Genomic DNA, 18,335 nt, shown 5'->3' with positions numbered 1-18,335 from the left:
TGGTTCGCGGCCCGACGCTCCCGGGCGCGGCCCGCCGGGCAAGCACTGGACAGGCCCTTGGACGGGCACGGGACGAGCGAGGGGCCGGGCATACCGTGGTGAGCGACGAATACATCAGTTGGCGCAATCATTTCCTGCTGCTCCTCGACCGCATTCCGACCCCGATCGCGGTCTGCCGCCCGGACGGCGAGGTCACGGTCGCGAACCCGGCCATGGCCGCCGAGTGGGGCACGTCACCGGGCCGGCTGCGCGGCCGGAACCTGCACGAGCTGTTCCGGCCACGGCTGCCGGGCCGGCTCGACCGGCACATCGAGGCGCTGCGGCTCGGCCGCCGGCCGCGTCACCCGATCGAGGTGCGCTGGCTGGCGGGCGCGGGCGGCGTCGAGCGGGAGGGCGAGCTGCTCGTGGACCCGGTCGGCGACGGCTTCCCGCCGAGCCCGATGCTGCTCGCGGTGCTGCGGGTGCGGGCCGCCGCCGAGACGGTCCCCCGCCCGGCGGAGCCGGTGGCCGAGGTCAGCGTGGTGGAGGGGCACATCCTGGCCCTGGCCGCCGCGGGGGCGACGACGGCCGCCATCGGCAAGGCCGTCGGCCTGACCGTGGACGGGGTCAATTACCACCTGACGCGGCTCACGCGGCGCTGGCGCGTGCCCAACCGCACGGCGCTGGTGGCGAAGGCGTACGTCCTCGGGGTGCTCTCAACGCGCGAGTGGCCGCCCGCCCCGTTCCCTCAGCGCACGCGGGGCGGCGCGTGCCGCAGCACGCAGTCGCCGCACGTCCCGCCGGGCGGCACGCGGTAGTAGAGGCAGCAGGTGCTGCGGACGAAGGACGGCGCCGCGTGCGGCGGTCCGCCCGCCGTGAGGGTGCCGGTGCCGTGCAGCAGCGGGTCGTCCAGGACGGCGCGGGCGAGGGCGGTCGCGCGGGCGGCGTCCTGCGGCCGGCCCTGCTCGCAGCACCAGGTGTGCAGCACGCGCAGGGAGCCGGCGAGCGAGGACGCGGCGTTGCCCCACAGGAGGCGGCCGGAGATCGCGACGACCGCGCGCGTGGTGCGGTGCAGGTCCGTCAGGGAGCCGCGGAGGACGTGCTCGCGGATCAGGGCGGCGGGCCCGCCGTGCGCGGGGTGCGGCAGGGCCTCCGGGTCCGGCAGCCACAGGTCGTCCGGCGCGGTGCGGGCCGGGTGCCAGCGCAGCCGGCCGCCCGCGAGGCCGGGGACCTCGCCGGTGAGGACCGCCGAGCCCAGGGCGATCGACAGCAGCCGCCCCGCGATGCCCTGGTAGGCGACGGACGCGGCCACGCGGCGGTCCTCCGTGCCGAGGCGCCGCGCGACGGTCTCCACCCGGGCCCGTACGGTCGGCTCGTCGAGCGGCCCGTACTCCGCGGCCCCGGCCGGCGCCTCGCCGGTCCGCAGCGCGAAGAAAGGTCCCACGGACGCGAGTTCGGGCAGGCGGGTCAGGCGCATGGAGGTGATGATCCCATTCCGCGGGGCGGGGACATAAACTCGGCACCGATCCCCACCACGCGCCCCCGGAGTCCCCCCATGCACGACCCGTACGTCCGGGTCCGCGGTGCCCGCGAACACAACCTCAAGGCCGTCGACGTCGACATCCCCCGCGACGCGCTCGTCGTCTTCGCCGGGGTCTCCGGCTCCGGCAAGAGCAGCCTCGCGTTCGGCACGGTCTACGCCGAGGCCCAGCGCCGCTACTTCGAGTCCGTCGCCCCGTACGCGCGCCGGCTGATCCACCAGGTGGGCGCGCCCAAGGTCGAGGAGATCACCGGGCTGCCGCCGGCCGTGGCCCTGGAGCAGCGCCGCTCCGCGCCGACCTCGCGCTCCTCCGTCGGCACGGTCACCACGCTGTCGAACTCGCTGCGCATGCTGTTCTCCCGCGCGGGCGACTATCCCGAGGGCGCCGCGCGGCTCGATTCCGACGCGTTCTCGCCGAACACCGCCGCGGGCGCCTGCCCGGAGTGCCACGGCCTCGGCCTGGTGCACCGGGTCACCGAGGACTCGCTCGTCCCCGACACCTCGCTCTCCATCCGCGAGGGCGCGATCGCCGCCTGGCCCGGCGCCTGGCAGGGGAAGAACCTGCGGGACATCCTCGACGCCCTCGGCCACGACGTCGACCGGCCGTGGCGCGAGCTCCCGCAGAAGGACCGCGACTGGATCCTCTTCACCGACGAGCAGCCGGTCGTCACCGTCCACCCCGTCCGCGACGCGGAGCGCATCCAGCGCCCCTACCAGGGCACGTACATGAGCGCCCGCCGCTACGTCCTGCACACCGTCGCCGACTCCAAGAGCGCCTCGCTGCGCGCCCGCGCCGAGCGGCACCTGGTCAGCGCCGCCTGCCCGGCCTGCCGCGGGAGGCGGCTGCGCCCGGAGGCGCTCGCCGTCACCTTCGCGGGGCAGGACATCGGCGCGCTCGCCGCCCTGCCGCTGTCCGCCCTCGCGGAGACGCTGCGGCCCGCCGCCGGCGGTGACGGCGCCGCGGCGACCCTCGCCCGGGACCTCGTCGCCCGCATCGAGGTGCTCACGGAGCTCGGCCTGGGCTACCTCGCCATGGACCGGCCCACCCCGACCCTGTCCGCGGGCGAGCTCCAGCGGCTGCGGCTCGCGACCCAGCTCCGCTCGGGCCTCTTCGGCGTGGTGTACGTCCTGGACGAGCCCTCCGCGGGCCTGCATCCGGCGGACAGCGCCGCGCTCCTGACCGTCCTGGACCGGCTCAAGGCCGCGGGCAACTCCCTGTTCCTCGTCGAGCACCACATGGACGTCGTGCGCCGGGCCGACTGGATCGTCGAGGTCGGGCCGGGCGCCGGGGAGCACGGCGGGCAGGTCCTCTACAGCGGCCCGGTCGAGGGGCTCGCCCATGTCGCGGAGTCCGCGACCCGCCGCTTCGTCTTCGCCGAGGAGGCTCCGGCGCCGCGCACGCCCCGCGAGCCGTCCGGCGCGGTGCGGCTGCGCGGCGTCACCCGGCACAATCTGCGCGGCCTCGACGCGGAGTTCCCGCTGGGCGTGTTCACCGCGGTCACGGGCGTGTCCGGCTCCGGCAAGTCCACGCTCGTCGGACAGGTGCTCGCCGGGGCGGTCGCGGCCCACCTGGAGGGCGGCGGGCCGGAGTTCGGGGCGGGGTTCGGGACGGAGTTCACGGCCGAGGGGCTGGCCGCCGTCGACCGTCTCGTACGCGTCGACCAGAAGCCGATCGGCCGCACGCCGCGCTCCAACCTCGCCACGTACACGGGGCTCTTCGACGCCGTGCGCAAGGTGTTCGCCGCGACGGACGGCGCGCGTGAGCGCGGTTACACCGCGGGCCGGTTCTCCTTCAACGTCGCCGCGGGGCGCTGCGAGGCCTGTCAGGGCGAGGGCTTCGTCGCCGTCGAACTGCTCTTCCTGCCCGGCTCGTACGCCCCCTGCGGCGCGTGCGGCGGGGCGCGCTACAACCCGGAGACGCTGGAGATCACCTACCGGGGCGCGAACATCGCCGAGGTCCTCGGCATGACCGTCGACGCCGCGGCCGCCTTCCTCGGCGACGTGCCGGCCGCGCGCCGCGGCCTGCGCACCCTCCAGGACGTCGGCCTCGGCTACCTGCGGCTGGGCCAGCCCGCCACGGAGCTCTCCGGCGGCGAGGCGCAGCGCATCAAACTCGCCACGGAGCTCCAGCGCACGCACCGCGGCCACACCCTCTACGTCCTGGACGAGCCCACCACCGGCTTGCACCCGGCCGACACCGAGCTGCTCATGCGGCAGTTGCACGGCCTGGTCGACGCCGGCAACACGGTCGTCGTCGTGGAACACGACATGACGGTCGCCGCGACCGCGGACCACGTCCTGGACCTGGGCCCGGGCGGCGGCGCGGAGGGCGGGCGCGTGGTGGCGTCGGGCACGCCGAGGGAAGTGGCGGAGGCCGCCGGGAGCGCGACGGCGCGTTACTTGGCGGAGGCGCTGGGCGAGGGCTGATCCCCGCGCCTCGCGGCACGCCGCCGTCGCGCACGGCGCCCGGGGCCGTGGCGGAGCGCTTCCCGCGCTCTGGACGGGCCGCCCCCCTCCCCCGTTACGCTCGGAGCATGACCCACGCCCTGGTCATCGGCGGCGGCATCGCCGGCTCCGTCACCGCGATGGCGCTGCGGCGCGCCGGCATCGAAGCGACCGTTCACGAGGCGCATCCGACCGGTGCGGACCGTCTCGGGGCGTTCCTCGTCCTCTTCGCCAACGGCCTGGCCGCGCTCCGCACCATCGGGGCCGACGAGCCCGTCCTCGCGTGCTCCTTCCCCGCGGACACCGTGGAGTTCCTCGGGCCGGCCGGCGCGCGGCTCGGCGCCCGGCCCCTCACCGGCGCGAGCGGCAACGGCCTGAGCCCGCGCACCCTCCAGCGCGCCGCCCTCTACCGGGCACTGCGCGACGAGGCCGTCCGCCGGGGCGTCCGCGTCGCGTACGGCAAGCGGCTCGTGGACGCCACGAGCGGGCCGGACGGCGTCGTGGCGTACTTCGCGGACGGCACCCGCGCCGAGGGCGACGTCCTCATCGGCGCCGACGGCATACATTCCCGCACCCGCACCCTCCTCGACCCCACGGCGCCCCCGCCCCGCCACACCGGCCAGCTCACGGTCTGCGGCCGCACGCACGCCGCCGGCCACGCCGTCCCGGAGCGTACGTACCGGATGGTGTTCGGGCAGCGCGCGTTCTTCGGCTGCACGAGCGCGCCCGACGGCTCCACGTACTGGTTCGCCAACATCCCGGCGCCCGAACAGCCCCGCCCGGCACTCGCCGCGATCAGCCCGGCCGGGTGGCGGGAGCGCGTCCTGGAGGCCTTCGCCGGGGACCACACGCCCGTGACCGCGCTCGTCGCCGCCACGGGCGACGCCGTCGTCGGCGTGAACGCCTACGACATCCCCACGCTGCCCGTCTGGCACAGCGACCGCGCCGTGCTCGTGGGCGACGCCGTGCACGCCACCGCGCCGAACGCCGCGCAGGGCGCTTCGATGGCCATCGAGGACAGCGTCGTCCTCGCGCGCTGCCTGCGGGACCTGCCCGGCCCGGAGGAGGCCTTCGCCGCGTACGAGCGGCTGCGGCGCGAGCGCGTGGAGCGGGTGGTGGCGCTGAGCGCCACGCTGGCCGGGCGGATCGCCTCGCCGCCGGGCGAACGGGCGACGGCCGCGGCCTCCGACGGCGCGGACGACTGGCTGACGTCGTACCGCGTCGACTGGGACGCGCGCGCCGACTGACGCGGTCGGCGGGGCGACGCCCGAGGCGGTCCGGCACCGCCGGAGCGCCCGCCGTCTCAGTTGCTCGCCGCCGCGGCGGGAGGGGCTGCTGTGACGGCCGCCTGCTGCTGTTCGCCGGGCGAGGGCTGCGGCGGGTCCGGCACCGCCGGAAGGCGTCGCCGTGGTTGCTCGCCGCTGCGGCGGAGGGATGTTGCTGTGCCCGGCACGCAGGGCCGGCCCCGGCAGGAGCGGCTGCCGGCCCCGCCGGCCTGGGCGGCAGCCCGGCCGGGCGTGCCCTGCGCCTCCTGACGCGCGGCACCGGAGGTGCCGCGCGCCCCGCTGCGGGAGACTGGAGCCATGCCCGAGTTGCCGGAGGTCGAAGCGCTCGCCGGGTTCCTCACCGGGCGCCTCGTCGGCCGTACGGTCGAGCGCGTGCTGCCCGTGGCCGTGAGCGTGCTCAAGACCTACGATCCGCCGCTCACGGCCCTGGAGGGCCGGGAGGTGACCGCCGTGCGCCGGTACGGCAAGTTCCTGGCCCTGACCACCGGCGGAGGCCCGTACCTCGTCGTCCACCTGGCCCGCGCGGGCTGGCTGCGCTGGCAGGACAGCCTGCCGGAGGCGCCGCCCCGCCCCGGCAAGGGGCCCCTCGCGCTGCGCGTGCGGCTCGCCGGGGGCGGCGGCTTCGACCTCACCGAGGCGGGCACCCAGAAGCGGCTGGCCGCGTACTGCGTGCGCGACGTCGCGGACGTGCCCGGTGTCGCCCGGCTCGGCCCCGACCCGCTCTCCCCGGACTTCACCCTGGACGCCTTCGCCGCGCTGCTGCGCGACGAGCGACGGCAGCTCAAGGGCGTCCTGCGCGATCAGAACGTGATCGCGGGCATCGGCAACGCCTACTCGGACGAGATCCTGCACGCGGCCCGCATGTCGCCCTTCAAGCTCGCCGCGAGCCTGACGGAGGACGAGACCGCCGCCCTGTACGGGGCGTTGCGCACCGTGCTGCACGAGGCGGTGGAGCGGGCGCGCGGCCACGCCGCGGCCGAGCTGAAGGCGGAGAAGAAGAGCGGCCTGCGGGTGCACGGCCGCACGGGGCAGCCGTGCCCCGTGTGCGGCGACACCGTCCGCGAGGTGTCCTTCAGCGACTCCTCGCTCCAGTACTGCCCCACCTGCCAGACGGGCGGCAAGCCCCTCGCCGACCGGCGGTTGTCGCGCCTGCTGAAGTAGCTTCCGCCGGGCCCCGGCCGGCTACTCCTGCGGAATCCCCCGCGCATCCGCATGGCGCAGCTCCGAGTGCTTGTACGAGTACGCGAAGTACACCGCCAGGCCCACCACGAACCACACCGCGAACCGGACCCACGTCTGCCACGCCAGATACGTGATCAGCCAGATCGACGCGGCGACCCCGACCCCCGGCACCACCGGCACCCACGGGCAGCGGAACGACCGCGGCAGCTCCGGCCGCCGGTAGCGCAGCACGATCACCGCCGTGCACACGACCGCGAAGGCCAGCAGGATGCCGATGTTGGTCAGCTCGGCGGCCTCCCCGATGGGAACGAGGCCCGCGATGGCCGCCGACGCCACCCCCACGATCCAGGTCACGCGCGTCGGCACGTGCCGCGTCGGGTGCGTCTTGGCGAACCACTTCGGCAGCAGGCCGTCGCGGCTCATCGCGAACCAGACCCGGGTGACGCCCAGCATGAAGGTGAACATGACGGTGAGGATGCCGATGATCGCGCCGACCGCGATGACGTCCGCGATCCCGCTGAGCCCGACCGACTTGAAGGCGGTGGAGAAGCCGCTGGCCTTGTCGATGTCCTTGTAGTTCTGCATGCCGGTGAGCACGAGGCAGGCCAGCACGTACAGCACCATCGAGATCGCGAGCGAGTACATGATCGCCCGCGGCATGTGGCGCTGCGCGTCCTTGGACTCCTCGGCGGCCGTGGACATCGCGTCGTAGCCGAAGACGGCGAAGAAGACGGTGGCCGCGCCGGTGAACGCGCCGCTGACACCGAAGGGGAAGAAGGGGGTGTAGTTGCCGGAGTTGATGTGGAAGAAGCCGACGCCGATCACCAGCAGCACCACGATGACCTTGAGGACCACGACCACGGTCTCGAAGCGGGCCGCGCTCTTGATGCCCATGTTGAGCAGCCAGGCGATCAGCAGGCAGAGCAGCGCCGCGAACAGGTCCACGCGGTGCCCCGTGCCGGTGCCCGGCGCGCCGAGCATCCACGCCGGCAGGTGGGCGTGCGTTTCCCCGAGCAGGAAGTTGATGTAGCCGGAGATGCCGATGGCCACGACCGAGACGATGGCCGTGTACTCCAGCAGCAGGTCCCAGCCGATGAACCAGCCGCCGATCTCGCCGAGGACGGCGTAGCCGTAGGTGTAGGCGGAGCCGGCCCGCGGGATCAGGCCGGCGAACTCCGCGTAGGAGAACGCCGCCGCCGCGCTCGCGATGCCCGCGATGAGGAAGGAGACGAGCACGGCCGGCCCGGCGACGCCGTTGGCGATGGTGCCCGCGAGGCTGAAGATGCCCGCGCCGATGATGCCGCCGACGCCGATCGCCGTGAGCTGCACCAGGCCCAGCGAACGGGACAGGTGCTCGCCGTGCGCCTCGGCCTCCTCCGCCTCCTCGATCGTCTCGATCGGTTTGCGGCGCAGAATGCCCTGTCCCGCTCGGAGCCCGGCCATGTCATGTCCTCTCGTCGGCGCTGACGGCGGATCATCGCGGTCATCATGGACCGCTGGGGGCGGCGACGGAAGGCGCCGCCCCGCGCCGGCGGGCAGGGTTCAGCCGATGGCGGGTGCCACGGCGGCGTCCCCGGTGCCCCACTCCGAGGGGCTGTCACCGACCGTGAAGTCGAGCCGGCCGCCGTCGGTGATCTGCCGTGAGGTCAGGTACGTCCGCCCGTAGCGCTCGCCGTCGAGCCGTACCGACTGCACGTAGCGCTCGCGGTCGGAGGTCCCGCGGGCGGTCACGGTGAAGCGGCTGCCGCCGAGGTCCACGTCCACCCGGTCGAACACCGGTGTGCTGAGCCCCCACACGTCCGCACCGGGCTGCACGGGGAACACGCCGATGGCCGAGAGGACCATCCACGCCGACATCGTGCCCAGGTCGTCGTTGCCGGTCATCCCGGTGGGCGAGTCGGTGAAGAGGGTGAGCGCGGCGTGCACGACGTCCGTCGTCTTCCAGGGCTGCCCGGTCGACAGGTACGTGTACGGGGCGATCAGATCGGGCTCGTTCTGCGGGTTGTACTTGTCGGCGTTGTAGTAGTCGTACGGGCCGTGGACCCACACCTCGCGGGCCGTGCGCGCCGGGTCGCGCAGCAGCCGGTCGTAGGCGAAGAAGGAGTCGAGGCGGGTGTTCGCCCGCTCCTTGCCGCCGATCAGGTCCACCATCCCCGGCAGGTCCTGCGGCACGAGCCACTGGTACTGCCACGCGGTGCCCTCGTGGAAGCAGGTGCTCTTCGCCGGGTCGGCCGGGCCCGTGAACGCGCCGTCGGCGCCGCGGGCGCGGAAGAAGCCCGTCGACCGGTCGTAGACGTTGCGGTAGTTGCGGGAGCGGGCGGCGTAGCGCTCGGCGTCCGCGCGGTGCCCCAGGGAGCGGGCCATCTTCGCGAGCATGCCGTCGGCCAGGGCGTACTCCAGCGTCGCCGAGCCGCCCTCGTGCAGGTCGGAGTCGCCCGGCTTGTCCTTGGGCCGGGAGGGCGTGCAGGGCACGTAACCGTCCTTGATGTACCGGTCGTTGCCGTCGCGGCCCACGTACGGGGAGTCCTTGGGCGGCACGCCGTCGGCGTTGCGCTTCAGCGCGCGGTACGCCTCCTCCTCGTGGCCCTTCAGCAGCCCGTGCTGGTAGGCGTTGGTGAGGAAGGGGGTCACCGGGTCGCCGGTCATGATGTTCGTCTCGACCGTGCCGTAGCCCCACTTGGGCAGCCAGCCGCCGTCCTCCTCCACCCGCAGCACCGACAGGGCCATGTCCCGCGACTCCTTGGGCGCGAGCAGCGCGAGCAGCTGCGCCTGGGTGCGGTAGGTGTCCCACAGGGACCAGTTCTGGTAGTAGGTGAAGTCGCGGGCGCGGTGGACGCGCTGGTCCCAGCCGGTGTAGCGGCCGTCGGCGTCGCTGCCGGTGTTCGGGGCGAGGAACGCGCGGTAGAGCGAGGAGTAGAAGGTGCGGCGCAGTGATGCGGCGCCGCCCTGGACGCGTACGTCGCCCAGGCGGCGCTCCCAGGCGTCGCGCGCGGCGCGGGCCGTACGGTCGAAGCCGTCGTCCTCGGCGCGCAGGTTGCCGGCGGCGCCGTCCGCGTCGACGTAGCTGATGGCCGTGGTGGCCTCCACCGTGCGGTCGCGGGTGGTGTCGAAGCGCACCCAGGCGCCGTTGCGGCCGGTCGAGGTGGACTTCCGGGTGCCCTGCGAGACCTGGTCGCCGTTCCAGGTGCCGAAGGCGGTGAAGGGCCGGTCGAAGCGCGTGATCGTGTAGACCGTGTACGGGCGGGTGTCCTGGCAGAAGCCGCGGCCGGTGATGGCGGAGCGGACGGTCCGGGAGTCGAGGACCTCGGCGGTCGTGGAGACGGTGCGGTGCAGCGACTGCCCGGTGTTGAGCAGGACGTTGGCCTTGTCGGTGGCTGGGAAGGTGTAGCGCTGGTGGCCGGTGCGGCGGCCCGCGGTGAGCTCGGCGGTGATCCCGCCGTAGGAGGAGAGGCCGACCCGGTAGTAGCCGGGGCGGGCGGTCTCGTCGCGGTGGCTGAACTCCGCGGCGTAGCGGGCGTTGTCGGTGCGGGTCACGTCACCGGTGGTGGGCAGCACGGGCAGGTCGCCGCCGATGCGGCAGCCCACGCCGGAGAGGTGCACGGTGCTGAAGCCGCGGATGTGGTTCTGTTTGTAGTCGTAGCCCGTGCTGTGGCCGGTGTCGGGAGAGAGCTGCACCATGCCGAACGGCACGGCCGCGCCGGGGAAGGTGTTCCCCTCGTTCTCGGTGCCGATGAAGGGGTTCACCAGGCCGGTGAGCCCGCCGGCCGCCGCGGCCGGCTCCGGGGCGGCGAGCGAGACCCCGCCCAGTACCGCCGCGAGTGCGAGTGCGGCCGCGCAGGTGCGCGAGCGCAGGTGTCCGGTCCATCTCATCGTCCACGCCCCTCGGGTGACGCCACGTAGGATGCCGACATCGTTGTCAGCGCCGAGGGTAGCGAGTGGTTGACGTGCTGTCATGATGCCCCGCGCGACAGATGTGGCGACGACGGTCACTGACGGCTCACCCCGGCCGGAGTGAGCCCCTCCGGGTTACGCGCCCCCGTACCAGTGCCGTACGAGCCCGCGGAAAACTTCTTGACGCCTCAGGTGTTACGTATAACGATCGTCGTGTGATCTCACCCACGAGCACGTCGTCACCGGACAGGGCCCCGCGGCCGGAGGATTCGGCGGACGGGGAGGTCTCCCCGTGAGCTATGCGGACCTGCTGCGCGGCCCCCATGTGATGAGGCTGCTCCTGGGCACGCTCGTCGGGCGGCTGCCGAGCGCGATGGCCGCCGTCGCCGTCCCGCTGGCGCTGCGTCAGGCGGGCGCGTCGTACGGCTTCGTGGGCGCGGCCGTCGGGGCGTTCGCGGTCGCCTCCGCCGTGGGCGGGCCGCTGCTGGGCCGGATCGTGGACCGGGTGGGGCAGCCGCGGGTGCTGCTGCCGACGGCCCTCGTGGCGGCCGTGGGCTTCGCCGTCGTCGCCGTCGCGCCCGGCAACACCGCGGCCGTCCTGAGCGGCGTCGTGCTCGCCGGTGCGGCCACTCCCCCGCTGGAGCCGTGTCTGCGGGCCCTGTGGCCGGACATCGTCGCGCCCGGGAAGCTGGAGTCGGCGTACGCGCTGGACTCCGCCTCCCAGGAGCTGGTCTTCGTGGGCGGCCCGCTGGTGGTGGCCGGCGGCGTGGCGGTCGCCTCGCCCGCGGCCGCGCTGTGGGCGGGTGCGCTCCTGGGCATCGCCGGGGTGCTCGTCGTCGTCACCGCCCCGCCCGCCCGGGCCTGGAAGGCGCCCGCCCGGCCCGCCGACTGGCTGGGGCCGCTGCGCAGCCGCGGCCTGGCCGTCCTGATCACGGGCCTGACGGGCGTCGGCGTCGCCATCGGCACGCTCAACGTCCTCGTCGTCTCCTACGCGGAAGGCCACCGGATGCCCGGCGGCGCCCCGGCGCTGCTCGCCCTCAACGCGCTCGGCGCCCTCACCGGCGGGCTCGCCTACGGGGCCGTGCGGAACTGGCGGGTGGCGCCGCCGCGGCGCACGCTGCTGATGATGCTGGGCCTGACGGCCGGGTACGGGCTGCTGTGCCTGCTGCCCGCCCCGCCGTACATGGCCTGCTTGATGCTGCTCACCGGGCTGTTCCTCGCGCCCGTGCTCACCGTCGTGTTCGTGCTGGTGGGCGAGCTCGCCCCGGCGGGCACCGTCACCGAGGCGTTCGCCTGGCTGGTGACGCTGATGACGGCGGGCGTGGCGCTGGGGTCGGCCGTCACCGGCACGGTCCTGGAGGGGGCCGGGGCCACGTGGGCAGCGGCGTGCGGCGTACTGGGGGTCGCCGTGGGCACGCTGGTGATCCTCGCCGGGCAGGCGCATCTGGTGCCGGCGGCGCGGGAGGAGGCCGGGGAGGCGCCCGCCCGCGCCGCGGCCTGACCGCGGGCGGGCTCGTGGGTCAGCCCTCGGTCCGGCGTACGGGTCAGGTCTCGGCCGGGGCCGGGGCCGCCGCCGTGCGGGCCGCCCAGCGCTGTTCGACCTTGCCGAAGCGCCAGTAGCCGAGGGCGATCGCCCACACCACCACGAACAGGCCGACGATGACGAAGCCGACGTTGTCGAGGTTCAGGCCGGCGATCCAGCCGGTCACCGCGTCGTCCAGCGCCAGCTTCTCGTGCAGGACGCCGACCAGTTCGATGGTGCCGATGAGGAACGCGACGGCGATGGACAGCCCGGTGATGGTGAGGTTGTAGTAGACCTTGCGGACCGGGTTGGAGAACGCCCACTGGTAGGCGAAGTTCATGAACGTGCCGTCGAGGGTGTCGAACAGGCTCATGCCCGCGGCGAACAGCAGCGGCAGGCACACGATCGCGTACCAGGGCAGGCCCGCGGCGGCGCCGCTGCCCGCCATCACCATCAGCGTCACCTCGGTGGCCGTGTCGAAGCCGAGACCGAAGAGGAAGCCCAGCGGGTACATCTGGCCCGGGCGCGTGATGGAGCGGGTGAAGCGGCCGAGGATGCGGTTCATGAAGCCGCGCGAGTCCAGGTGCTGCTCCAGCTCGGCCTCGTCGTAGCGGCCCTCGCGCATCGCGCGGAAGATCTTCAGGATGCCGGCGAGGGCGATGAGGTTGAGCGCGGCGATGAGGTAGAGGAAGCCGCCGGAGACCGTGGTGCCGACCACGCCGAGCGTCTGGTGGGTCGTGGACTCCTCGTCCATCAGCTTCCCGGCGATCTGCGTGCCGCCCGCCACCAGGGCGGCCATGGCGACGACGACGCTGGAGTGGCCGAGGGCGAACCAGAAGCCGACGGAGACCGGGCGCTTGCCGTCGGCCATCAGCTTGCGGGTGGTGTTGTCGATGGCGGCGATGTGGTCGGCGTCGAAGGCGTGCCGCATGCCGAGGGTGTAGGCGGTGATGCCGAGGCCGACGCCGTAGACCTTGGAGCCGACGGTGTAGTGGTTGGGGACGACGAGCAGGTAGAGCACGCCGAACGCGACGACGTGCAGGGCGGCGATGACGGCCAGCAGGCCGGCGGTGCGCACGGTGTCCTGGCGGCGCCAGCGGAAGGCGGGCGCGGTGCCGCCGGTCGAATCGGTGGATCGGGACATGGGGTTGAACGCTCCAGCACCTCGTGGACCATTTGCGAGATGCCGTGGCCGGTCTCCTGGCTTACGGGTCCGTTCGCGCCCGCCCCCGCCTTCCCGGCAGCCGGCTGCGGCCAGTGGCTCCGCGCGCCCGTGGGGCGGCGCGCGGAATGGGACGGTCACTCCCCGATCACAGTGGCGAGGGCCGCTCCGGACTGGGACCTCGATGGTCCTTCACCGGTCTTCCCGAACACCACGGCCGGGTCACTTTAGCGCCCGGAGGACGCCGATGCGAAGGTCAGGCAGCTGCGAAGTCTTTGCAAGTGTGTCGCCGGGATGCCCGGCCCCGGCGCCGCGCCGGCCCGCTCAGTTCCCCCGCCCGCCGTCCAGCGCCTGCCCGCCGAAGCTGCCCTCGCCCTCGGACGCCCGCTGCCACCAGGCCTCCAGGGCGGGCTGGTCCATGGCCGCCCACGCGGGCGTGGCCTGCACCTGGGCGCGGCCGAGGCGGCGGCCGAGGCTGACGACGGCGCGGCCGGCGGGCGTCCGCGCGGCGTCGTACGCGGCCACGGCCCTGTCCCAGCTTCCGGCGCCGGCCAGGCAGCGCTCCAGCACGGTCGCGTCCTGGAGGGCCTTCACCGCGCCGCTGCCGCAGTGCGGCCGGGCGACGGCGGCCGCGTCGCCGACGAGGACGAGCCGGCCCTCCCCGTAGCGCGGCACGCACAGGTCGTAGACGGGCTGGACATAGGTGGCGTCCTTGGGCGTGCGCCGGACGACCTCCTGCCAGTACGGCGGGAAGTGCGCGTCCACGACGGTGCGGTGATGTGCCGTCAGCGCCTCGGGCACGCGACTCGGCGGGAGACCCGCCGCGTCGTCGACCGACAGGGCGTGGGCCGGGTCGTCGGGCGCGGTGTAGAAGACCCAGTTGGCGCTGGTACCCATGCCGCCCGGACCGGGGATGCGATAGACGATCATGTGGCCGCCGGGGAAGGCGACCGTGGCGGCCTCTTCCCGGGCCCACGCGCCGGCCGGCCCGGGCAGCTCCTCCTCCGGGAGGGCGCCGCGCCACGCCAGGTATCCGGCGTAACCGGGCACGGTCGCGTTCCGGGTTGCGGCCCGGACGGCCGAGCGGTATCCGTCGGCGCCGATCACGAGGTCGAAGCGTTCCTCGCGGCCGCCGGCCAGGCGCAGCACGGCCCCGTCGGGCCCGGGCAGCACCCGCTCGACCGCCGTGCCGCGCTCGTAGCCGACGGAGGAGGGTATGCGGGCACGCAAGGCGCTCCACAACGACCCCCAGTTGTACGAACGGAACCCGAACGGAAGCGCTCCCACCCGCCGCCCGGCCCGGCTCCCGGCGTCGCGCACGATCCAGGGGCGCGAGGTCAGCCGCACCCACGGCACGTCCGGGCCCAGGTGCCCGGCCGCCTCCAGCTCCGCGTAGCGCCGCTCGTGGACGGCGAGGCCGATGCCCCGGTCCGCGAGCCCTCCGGCCGCCCGCTCGAAGACCACCACCTCGCCGGCGCCCGCGCGCGCCACGGCGAGCGCGGCCGCGCACCCCGCGATCGAGCCGCCCACGACCGCCACCCGTCCTGTCAGCATCCCCACCCCTTTCGTCACCCCCGTCGCAGACGGAACCTACCCGGCCGTTTGCAGCCGCAGCCGCCGGGCGTGCCCGAACGGTGGACGGGGCCGACACGCCGGTGCTACCAGTGCATTGAACGCATAATCAGGTCAGCCGGACCCCATCCGGCACGAGAAGGGGCTGACCGCCATGGCAGGTACGGCAGGCACGTCAGGCAGGGGCAGACCGCCGGCGGACCCGGACGAGGTCGGCTTCGTACGCCGGATCGGCCTGTTCCAGGCCACCGCCATCAACATGAGCCAGATGTGCGGCATAGGCCCCTTCGTCACCATCCCCCTGATGGTCGCGGCCTTCGGCGGCCCGCACGCCGTCATCGGGTTCGTCGCGGGCGCCGTGCTGGCGCTGGCCGACGGGCTGATCTGGGCCGAGCTCGGGGCCTCGCTGCCGGGCGCGGGCGGCAGCTACGTCTATCTGCGCCAGGCCTTCCAGTACCGCACGGGAAAGCTGATGCCGTTCCTGTTCGTCTGGACGATGATGCTCTACTTCCCGCTGGTCCTCTCGACGGGCGTCATCGGCTTCGTGCAGTACCTGACGTACCTCTGGCCCGGCATGACCGCGACGCAGGGCGACGCGACCGGCCTGGTGCTCATCGCCCTGGTCGTGGCGCTGCTGTGGGGCCGGGTGGAGAACCTGGCGCGGATCACCGCCGTGCTGTGGTGCGTGATGATCGCCTCCGTCGTGCTGGTGATCGTCGCCTCCTACACCCACTTCAGCGCGGACCTGGCCTTCACCTACCCGTCGGGCGCCTTCGAGCTGACGTCAAGTCACTTCTGGATCGGCTTCGCGGCGGGCCTGACCATCGGCATCTACGACTACGGCGGCTACAACACGACCGCGTACATGGGCGCCGAGATCAAGAATCCCGGGCGCACCATCCCGCGCTCCATCATCTACTCCATCCTCGGCATCATGGCCATCTATCTGCTCCTCCAGATCGGGACCCTGGGCGTGGTCGACTGGAAGGAGATGCTCGACCCCGACAGTCCGGCGTCCTCGTCCGTCGCCTCGGCGGTGCTGGAGGCGACGTGGGGCAAGGGCGCGGCGGACGCCGTCACCGTGCTGATCCTCGTCACGGCCGTGGCCTCGATCTTCACGGGAATGCTCGGCGCCTCCCGGATCCCGTACCACGCGGCCCGGGAGAAGGTCTTCTTCCGCGCCTTCGGCATCCTGCACCAGCGGCACCGCTTCCCCGTGCTGGGGCTGCTGTCCATGGGCGGGATCGGCTGCGTGGCCTTCCTGATAGGACGTCATACGGATCTGGCGACGCTCATCCAGCTGCTGCTGACGGTCGTGGTGCTCGTCCAGGCGCTCGGTCAGATCGCGGCCGTCACGGTGCTGCGGCGGCGCCAGCCCGCGCTGCGGCGCCCGTACCGGATGTGGCTCTACCCGCTGCCGAGCCTGGTCGCGCTCGTCGGATGGCTCGTCATCTACGGCTACGCGGACCGGAATTCCCCCGGCCGGCACCCCATCGAATGGTCCCTGGCCTGGGTCGGGGCGGGCTGCGTGGCCTTCCTGCTCTGGGCGCGCTACGAGAAGGTGTGGCCGTTCGGGCCGCGGGAGATCAGCGAGGAGTACCTGCACGGCGCCGACCCCGGCACGGAACCGGATGCGGAGGCGGAGACGGCAGGGACACGTACCGTGCCCGACCCCCGGCCGGACGCCGAGGGCGGCACCGGACCCGACGCGGGCCCCGGCCCGGACCCCGACGCCGACCCCGGCACCGGAGTTCCCGCCGAGCGGTGATACTTGCATTCATGCCTGTTTCTGCCTCCCCGCACTCCCCTCCCGCCCCGCGCACACCTGCCGCACGCCGCCGCAGGCTGTACTGGCACCGCCTCTTCTTCGGGCTGTGGTACCGCCCGGTCGAGATCCTGGACGAGGCGCGGGACCGGAGCGTGTGGGGGGCGGCGGCGTTCCTCTGCGTGCTCTGCGGGGCGCTGGGGACGATGGGCCGCGACGGCTTCTGGGAAGGGTGGCGGGTGGGCCCCGCGTTCGCCCTGGAGGCCATGGCGATAGCCGACGTGGTCCTCGTCCTCGCGAGCCTGCTGCTGGGCATCGCCACGCAGGCCATCGCGCGCCGGCTCGGCGGCAACGGCAAGTTCGGCCCGACGGTGACGCTGTTCGTCGTGGTGTTCTGGGCGACGGACCTGCCGCGGCTCGCCCTGGACGCGTGCCTGCCCGGGGGCTCCTTCCCCGTACGGGCAGCCGCCTGGGTCACCTCGGCCTTCGGCTACGCCTTCGCCACGCTGCTGATCCGCGGTCAGCACCACCTGCCCACACACAAGGCCGTGGCGGCGGTGAGCATACAGATGCTGGCGGCGGTGGCCCTGCTGAAGTTCCCTGCCGCCACGGGCTGACGCGCCCGGAGATCCCCTTGAGGGAGTCGAGGGCCCGCCCGGTGCGACGGGGGATGCACACCGGGCGGGCTCGAGGACAGTTCTACCTCATCAAGGATGGGTCATGCACCAAAAACCTGTTCGGCTTTGCCCGCTACCAGCGCACAGGGAGCGAAATCAGGCCACGTGCCCGCACCGAGGGCCGCCACGCGAGCTCCTCCCGCGCCACGTCGAGCGCGAGCCCCGGAAGCCGCTCCAGCAGCGCTGCCAGCGCGGTTTCCGTCTCCATCCTGGCCAGCGGGGCCCCGAGGCAGTGGTGGATCCCGTGCCCCAGCGCCAGATGACCGGAACGATCACGGTTCAGATCCAGCCGATCCGGCTCGGAAAAGTGATGAGGGTCACGATTGGCGGCGGCGAGGGACAGCAGGACGGTCTCCCCGGCGGGTACGGTCACCCCGCCGATCTCCACGTTCTCCAGCGGAAACCTCCGGATCGCGAGCGCCGCGGGCCCGTCCCACCGCATGAACTCCTCGACGGCCGTCCCGAGTCCGGCCGGATTCGCTCGCAAAGACTCCATCAAGACCGGGTGGTCCAGCAGGGCCAGAACGGCGTTGGCGATCAGATGGACGGTGTTCTCGTAGCCCGCGAAGAGGATGAGGAACGCGAGCGAGCTCAACTCGTCCTCGGAGAGCCGGTCGGTCCCCTTGCTCCCGTCGCCCTCGCCGTCACGGGCCGCGATGAGGTCGGAGAGCAGGTCGTCGCCGGGGGTGGCGCGCTTGCTCGCGATGAGGCCGGTGAAGAAGCGCATCATGTTGCCGATGGCTTCCTTCATGAGGTGGGTCCGCGTGGGATCGGGCACGAGCATGGCGTCGGTCCACGCCCGGAAGTCCAGCCGCTGGTCCTGCGGCACGCCCAGCAGGTCGCATATGACGGTGATGGGCAGGGGACCCGCGTAGGACGCCAGCAGGTCCATGCGTCCCTCGGCCTCGACCGCGTCGAGGAGTTCGTCGGCGACCTTGCGCACGGGCTCGCGGAGCTTGTCCACGCGGCCGGGGGTGAAGGCCTTGACGACGAGGCGGCGGATGCGGGTGTGGTCCGGGGGGTCCATGTTCAGGAGGTTCCGGTCGAGGGCCGGAGGCAGACTGAATCCGGTGTAGTTGTCGCGCGAGGCGTTGGCCTTGTCCAGGGACAGCCGCGGATCGGCGAGCGCCCGGCGGACGTCCTCGTAGCGGGTCACCAGCCAGGCGGGCCGCCCGTCGGGGCCGGTGATGCGGTGGACGGGGGCGGCCTCGCGGAGCTCGGCGTACGTGCCGTACGGGTCGGCGATGAGTGCGGAGACTGGTGAGTTCTGCATGGCGCCCGACTCTAGAAGATCAGACCGTCCGGCACGTAAAG

13 protein-coding genes and 1 riboswitch are annotated in these 18,335 nt (G+C 73.5%); of the genes, 7 read left to right on the top strand and 6 right to left on the bottom strand.

Translation table 11 applies throughout. The features are described 5' to 3' along the window. The first annotated feature begins 95 nt into the window (after positions 1-95). The gene (locus tag PS271_RS26125) at positions 96-797 is read left to right on the top strand and encodes a PAS domain-containing protein (protein WP_194959574.1); all 702 of its coding nucleotides are present in this window, start codon (positions 96-98) and stop codon (positions 795-797) included. On the opposite strand, the gene PS271_RS26120 is transcribed toward PS271_RS26125, so the two are convergent. Then, positions 728-1,456: a (2Fe-2S)-binding protein gene (locus PS271_RS26120; RefSeq protein WP_398385129.1), complete on the bottom strand. Its 729-nt coding sequence runs from the start codon at positions 1,454-1,456 to the stop codon at positions 728-730. The two genes, PS271_RS26125 and PS271_RS26120, sit on opposite strands and share 70 nt — an antisense overlap. A gap of 78 nt (positions 1,457-1,534) precedes the next feature. On the opposite strand from PS271_RS26120, the gene PS271_RS26115 reads away from it, so the two are divergent. The 3 genes from PS271_RS26115 to PS271_RS26105 all read left to right on the top strand — a co-directional run bounded on the left by PS271_RS26115 (position 1,535) and on the right by PS271_RS26105 (position 6,411). Further along, positions 1,535-3,946, top strand: coding sequence for an excinuclease ABC subunit UvrA (locus PS271_RS26115; protein ID WP_398385127.1), 2,412 nt, complete (start codon positions 1,535-1,537; stop codon positions 3,944-3,946). Positions 3,947-4,053: 107 nt separating this feature from the next. Beyond that, on the top strand, positions 4,054-5,211 hold the full coding sequence (locus tag PS271_RS26110; protein WP_398385125.1) for an FAD-dependent monooxygenase: 1,158 nt from the start codon (positions 4,054-4,056) through the stop codon (positions 5,209-5,211). A gap of 336 nt (positions 5,212-5,547) precedes the next feature. Then, positions 5,548-6,411, top strand: a complete 864-nt coding sequence (locus tag PS271_RS26105) for an Fpg/Nei family DNA glycosylase (RefSeq protein ID WP_398385123.1) — start codon at positions 5,548-5,550, stop codon at positions 6,409-6,411. A gap of 21 nt (positions 6,412-6,432) precedes the next feature. On the opposite strand, the gene PS271_RS26100 is transcribed toward PS271_RS26105, so the two are convergent. After that, positions 6,433-7,875: an amino acid permease gene (locus PS271_RS26100; RefSeq protein WP_398385122.1), complete on the bottom strand. Its 1,443-nt coding sequence runs from the start codon at positions 7,873-7,875 to the stop codon at positions 6,433-6,435. A gap of 99 nt (positions 7,876-7,974) precedes the next feature. After that, on the bottom strand, positions 7,975-10,302 hold the full coding sequence (locus PS271_RS26095) for a GH92 family glycosyl hydrolase (RefSeq protein ID WP_398385120.1): 2,328 nt from the start codon (positions 10,300-10,302) through the stop codon (positions 7,975-7,977). Positions 10,303-10,615: 313 nt separating this feature from the next. On the opposite strand from PS271_RS26095, the gene PS271_RS26090 reads away from it, so the two are divergent. Further along, complete coding sequence (locus PS271_RS26090; RefSeq protein WP_398385118.1) at positions 10,616-11,824, top strand: MFS transporter; 1,209 nt, start codon at positions 10,616-10,618, stop codon at positions 11,822-11,824. A gap of 43 nt (positions 11,825-11,867) precedes the next feature. On the opposite strand, the gene nicT is transcribed toward PS271_RS26090, so the two are convergent. Then, complete coding sequence (nicT, locus tag PS271_RS26085; RefSeq protein WP_398385116.1) at positions 11,868-12,989, bottom strand: Nickel transporter NicT; 1,122 nt, start codon at positions 12,987-12,989, stop codon at positions 11,868-11,870. Positions 12,990-13,018: 29 nt separating this feature from the next. Beyond that, a riboswitch (cobalamin riboswitch) is annotated at positions 13,019-13,238 on the bottom strand. A gap of 93 nt (positions 13,239-13,331) precedes the next feature. After that, complete coding sequence (locus PS271_RS26080; protein WP_398385115.1) at positions 13,332-14,561, bottom strand: FAD binding domain-containing protein; 1,230 nt, start codon at positions 14,559-14,561, stop codon at positions 13,332-13,334. Positions 14,562-14,733: 172 nt separating this feature from the next. On the opposite strand from PS271_RS26080, the gene PS271_RS26075 reads away from it, so the two are divergent. Both PS271_RS26075 and PS271_RS26070 read left to right on the top strand, forming a co-directional pair. Beyond that, entirely contained in the window at positions 14,734-16,347 is a 1,614-nt protein-coding gene (locus tag PS271_RS26075; protein WP_398385113.1) for an APC family permease, read from the top strand. Between the two features lie 11 nt (positions 16,348-16,358). Next, a complete protein-coding gene (locus tag PS271_RS26070) occupies positions 16,359-16,961 on the top strand; it encodes a hypothetical protein (protein WP_398385111.1) in 603 nt (200 codons plus the stop codon). Positions 16,962-17,094: 133 nt separating this feature from the next. Here the strand turns inward: PS271_RS26070 and PS271_RS26065 are convergent, their stop codons facing one another. Next, positions 17,095-18,294: a cytochrome P450 family protein gene (locus tag PS271_RS26065; RefSeq protein WP_398385110.1), complete on the bottom strand. Its 1,200-nt coding sequence runs from the start codon at positions 18,292-18,294 to the stop codon at positions 17,095-17,097. Between the last annotated feature and the right edge of the window lie 41 nt (positions 18,295-18,335).

The organism is Streptomyces sp. SCA2-17, assembly GCF_044336695.1.
The sequence above is the reverse complement of the archived record's forward strand: the minus strand, read 5'-3'. Positions and strand labels throughout refer to the sequence as shown.

Bases quoted from the DNA above. Each gene is read 5' to 3' on its own strand.
- PS271_RS26120 (WP_398385129.1), bottom strand. From the start codon at position 1,456: ATGCGCCTGACCCGCCTGCCCGAACTCGCGTCCGTGGGACCTTTCTTC.
- PS271_RS26115 (WP_398385127.1), top strand. From the start codon at position 1,535: ATGCACGACCCGTACGTCCGGGTCCGCGGTGCCCGCGAACACAACCTC.
- PS271_RS26110 (WP_398385125.1), top strand. From the start codon at position 4,054: ATGACCCACGCCCTGGTCATCGGCGGCGGCATCGCCGGCTCCGTCACC.
- PS271_RS26105 (WP_398385123.1), top strand. From the start codon at position 5,548: ATGCCCGAGTTGCCGGAGGTCGAAGCGCTCGCCGGGTTCCTCACCGGG.
- PS271_RS26100 (WP_398385122.1), bottom strand. From the start codon at position 7,875: ATGGCCGGGCTCCGAGCGGGACAGGGCATTCTGCGCCGCAAACCGATC.
- PS271_RS26095 (WP_398385120.1), bottom strand. From the start codon at position 10,302: ATGAGATGGACCGGACACCTGCGCTCGCGCACCTGCGCGGCCGCACTC.
- nicT (WP_398385116.1), bottom strand. From the start codon at position 12,989: ATGTCCCGATCCACCGATTCGACCGGCGGCACCGCGCCCGCCTTCCGC.
- PS271_RS26080 (WP_398385115.1), bottom strand. From the start codon at position 14,561: ATGCTGACAGGACGGGTGGCGGTCGTGGGCGGCTCGATCGCGGGGTGC.
- PS271_RS26075 (WP_398385113.1), top strand. From the start codon at position 14,734: ATGGCAGGTACGGCAGGCACGTCAGGCAGGGGCAGACCGCCGGCGGAC.
- PS271_RS26070 (WP_398385111.1), top strand. From the start codon at position 16,359: ATGCCTGTTTCTGCCTCCCCGCACTCCCCTCCCGCCCCGCGCACACCT.
- PS271_RS26065 (WP_398385110.1), bottom strand. From the start codon at position 18,294: ATGCAGAACTCACCAGTCTCCGCACTCATCGCCGACCCGTACGGCACG.